Annotated in this window: 5 protein-coding genes; all 5 read right to left on the reverse strand. The window is 49.5% G+C overall.

Annotated elements, in window-relative coordinates:
- The coding region (gene panC / locus PHU49_15375) for a pantoate--beta-alanine ligase (protein ID MDD5245388.1) at positions 1 to 610 on the reverse strand (610 nt) is incomplete at its 3' end.
- Entirely contained in the window at positions 588 to 1,382 is a 795-nt protein-coding gene (panB, locus tag PHU49_15380) for a 3-methyl-2-oxobutanoate hydroxymethyltransferase (protein MDD5245389.1), read from the reverse strand. The genes panB and panC, both read right to left, overlap by 23 nt.
- A 513-nt stretch (positions 1,383 to 1,895) precedes the next feature.
- Positions 1,896 to 2,090 (reverse strand): hypothetical protein, encoded by a 195-nt coding sequence (locus PHU49_15385; GenBank protein ID MDD5245390.1) that lies wholly within the window; start codon positions 2,088 to 2,090, stop codon positions 1,896 to 1,898.
- A gap of 232 nt (positions 2,091 to 2,322) precedes the next feature.
- Entirely contained in the window at positions 2,323 to 2,979 is a 657-nt protein-coding gene (locus PHU49_15390; GenBank protein MDD5245391.1) for an MBL fold metallo-hydrolase, read from the reverse strand.
- 234 nt (positions 2,980 to 3,213) lie between these two features.
- The coding region (locus tag PHU49_15395) for a hypothetical protein (GenBank protein MDD5245392.1) at positions 3,214 to 4,026 on the reverse strand (813 nt) is incomplete at its 5' end.

A 4,026-nucleotide genomic window follows, 5' to 3' on the forward strand; every position in this document is an offset into this window, starting at 1 on the left:
GCCGTTCTTCGGGGCTGAGATAGGTGTTCCTGGAGCTCATTGCGAGGCCGTCACTTTCCCGGACCGTAGGGTAGGGGACGATCTCGATATCCATGTTCAGGTCCCGTACCATCCTTTCGATAACCTTTAATTGCTGGTAATCCTTCTGCCCGAAGATGGCAAAGTGAGGTTTGACGATATTGAAGAGCTTGGCCACCACCGTTGCAACACCGGTAAAATGGCCTGCCCTTGTCTTCCCGCAGAGATGATCCTGCAGCTTCCTCACTTCGATGTATGTTGAGTATCCTTCCGGGTACATCTCCCGCGCGTCAGGATAGAAGATGATGTCCGTCTTTTCCCGGTCGAGGAGCTGCGCGTCCCGGTCGAAGTTCCTCGGATATTTTGCGAGGTCTTCTTTGGGTCCGAACTGGGTAGGGTTCACAAAGATGCTTGCTGCAACGATGTCGCCCAGTTCGCGTGCCTTTCTGACAAGGGCAAGGTGACCCTCGTGGAGGTAGCCCATGGTAGGCACAAATGCGATCTTCTTATCTTTTCTTAACTGGTCCGATACAGCCTGCATCTCTTTGACGGTCGTAATGGTTTTCATGTTAGTGGAATGAGTGGGAATCATCCGGAAATGCCCCCGTCTTCACCTCTTCAATAAAGTTTTTTACTGCCCCGTCGATATCTTTCTGCAGGTTGCAGTATTGTTTCACGAATTTGGGTCTGAAATCACCGAGAAGACCGAGAAGGTCGTGGATAACGAGGACCTGCCCGTCGCAGTCCGGACCGGCGCCGATGCCTATGGTCGGGATCGAGAGCATCTCCGTGATCTCTTTTCCCAGTTGACGCGGCACGCACTCAAGGACGATCATGAACGCGCCTGCCTCCTCGACCGCCTTCGCGTCAGCGATAAGGGCATCGACCTCTGCCCCTTTTCCCTGGACCTTGTAGCCTCCCATCCTGTGGATCGACTGCGGGGTGAGACCGATGTGGCCGACAACAGGGATCTCTATATCGACAAGCGCCCTGATGACGTCCTTCATCTTTGTCCCGCCTTCCAGCTTGACCGCTTCTGCGCCGCTTTCCTTTATCATCCTCCCCGCGTTCCTCTTTGCCTGCTCGATGCTTTCATGGTATGACATGAAGGGCATGTCGATGATGACAAAGGACCTTTTTACCGCCCTTGTGACGGGCTTTGTGTGGTGTATCATTTCATCTACGGTTACCGGGATAGTGTTGGGATAGCCGAGGACCGCGGAACCGACGGAATCACCGACAAGGATCGTATGGACCCCCGCGTTATCGATGATCTTCGCCATCGGATAATCATAGGCCGTGAGCATAGCGATCTTTTCTTTGCCTTTCATGCCTTTAAGAACCGGTACGGTAATCTTTTCCATATTGCTCCTTCAAAAAAAAGCCTTCTGAACTGGTTCAGAAGGCTTTTTTATTTCTCTCGTTCCTTCCGTCTCGGTCCAGTAAATCAGATCCAAGCGGTATGTCGGGAATATTGAAACAATTTATTTAAAAGATGTCAATATATTTTTATAAGGCAAAACCCGTAAATCGTGAATCGTCAGGCGTGAGGGGGAAACCCCGTAAAAGGTGATAGGTAATAGGTGATAGGTGATGGGTGATAGGTGATAGGTGATAGGCTTCAGGGCACGGCGTTTTGTCATTGCGAGCACCTTTCCCTCTGTCATTGCGAGGAGCGGAGCGACGCGGCAATCTCATTAATGGGATCGCCACGGCTTCGCCTCGCGATGACGATATGTTTTGAACATTAGTGCTTAGAATTTTGATATTAAACCGATATTGTTTAGAAATTAGTGCTTCGCATTTCGTGCTTACTGCATACTGCTTACTCTTTGTTGATCTTGCTATGAGCCCTTCGCCCTCAGCTCTCCGCTCCCTTACATCCCTTCATATTCAAATGTCTTGTAATTATAGAGGCTTACGAATGCTTCATCGTCGTCCAGGAACTCGTCGTAGGACATTTCTTTCAATACCATGCTGCTGCCGCAGTTCGGGCAGAAGACCTCCGGAACCTCTCCGTCCAGAAATATATAACCACACAGATCACATATATATTCATCGGGTATTCTCAATTGCCTTCCTCCTTTTTTCCCTGCAACCGTCATCTTCCATACACCGCATGTGGATTATGCACCACGTCCTGAACTTACAATAATCTCCAGGATGGGGGCATGGATTATTCTCTGTCTCAATCTGTATATTATATTTCCGGCAGATCAGATCCTTCTTTACCGTCATGCCCGTCGCGTCCACTGTGAATATATGTATGAAACTTCAAAAGTCAATGACGGTTACACACAGATTCTACGCGAAAAACTCACTGATAATCAACTGAAAATTTTTCTTTATTGCCTTTTCACCCCTGACCAGCTCGCCGTGCCCCGGTACGAGACACTCTATATCGAGCTGCGCCAGCTTTGCTATACTGTTGGCGAGAAGCTCCATGTCCCCGCCGGGAAGGTCTGTCCTTCCCACGCCCATGTAGAAGAGCGTATCGCCGGAGATCAACGTTCGTTTTTCCTTCCAGTACAGGCAGATAGACCCCGGTGAGTGACCCGGGGTCGGAATGACCTGGAAGACCTTCCCGCCGATGTCCACGGTCCCTTCCTTCAGGAACAGTGTGAAGGGTTTTTTTGGCAGTGTGCAACCGGTGGCCATAAAAAGCTCCCTGCCGCCATCGTGAAGAAAGGCGTATTCCTCTTTTCCTATCGCCTTGAGGATATCGTTGTCAAAACGCTCGATCGCCTCGATATGATCCGGGTGGCTGTGGGTGCATAGGATCATCTGTACCTTATTGATATCCTTGCCATCTTTCGCCATGCCTTCAAGAACGTGGTTGAAGAGATGGGCATGCCCCGGGTCGATAAGGGTCGGCACCTTCCCGTCTATAAAGATCGTATTGCAATTATTTGCTTCATAAGAAAGCCACGGGTAAACGTACAGGTCATCAAAGATTTTCATACAAACTCCTCAAATTAATTAGCTATCAGCTATCAGCCTTCAGCTATCAGCCTTCAGCTATCAGCCATTGGCCTCTTTTTTGTTGTCATCGCGAGCGCAGCGCGGCAATCTCACTAATAGATCGCCACGTCGCTTCGCTCCTCGCGATGACTGAAGGAATGGAAATTCCTCGCGATGACTGAAGGAATGGAAATTCCTCGCGATGACAACATAGAATTGAACGTTGAACAGTCTTTAAATCCTCAACCTTTCCACATCCACATCGATCCTTGCAAAATGGGCTGTTCTCCTGGTTCCGTTGTTGATCTCCAGGTTTATCTGCTGTGTCTCGTGTTTTCCGTAGAACCCGAGTATGCTGGCAGCGATGGTGAGCATGTCTTTATCGGCAGATCCTTTGATAATACCTTTTGGGCCTTTGAAATCTGCCGGGGAAAGAAGTACATATGGCGCTGCCCACAGCGCCTCCAGGGTTTCGTTCTCTTTCTGGTTCCTGCCTATGACGAGCTTTGTTCCATGATCGAGCCTGAAATGTCTCCCAAGGGTCAAAAGCTCGATGTCTTTTATAGTGAAGTCCTTGTCATTATTAAAAAGATCCCTCAACTTGCCGGAGAATATAGGGTCCGTCAGCAGACAGCCCCCGCCGGGACTGCTGTATGCTTTCAGGCGATATTCATCGACGAGGCTTTGCTGTGTTGCCCTTGACCTGCCCGATACGCTGAGCAGTTGTTCCCTGTCCACAATGCCCGTCATTTCCGGTTCTGAAGGTGAAAATAGTCTTGCGGAAAGAGGTCGCACGATAAGACCCTGTAATCCGCTTCTCTTTTCAATAAGACCTATGGTATCTCTCCGCTGCGACATTGGTCTCTGACCGAGGACTTCCCCGGTGATGACAAAGCCTGCCCCTTCCTGTTCCATAACCGCCCTTGTCTTCTGAAGCATGAATATCCGGCAGTCGATGCAGGGGTTCATATTTTTCCCATAACCGTATCTCGGATTTTTGATGAGATCGATATATTCGGTTCCTTTATCCATGACGATAAGGCGTAT

The organism is Syntrophorhabdaceae bacterium (assembly GCA_028713955.1).
In the GTDB taxonomy this organism is placed as follows: domain Bacteria; phylum Desulfobacterota; class Syntrophorhabdia; order Syntrophorhabdales; family Syntrophorhabdaceae; genus UBA5609.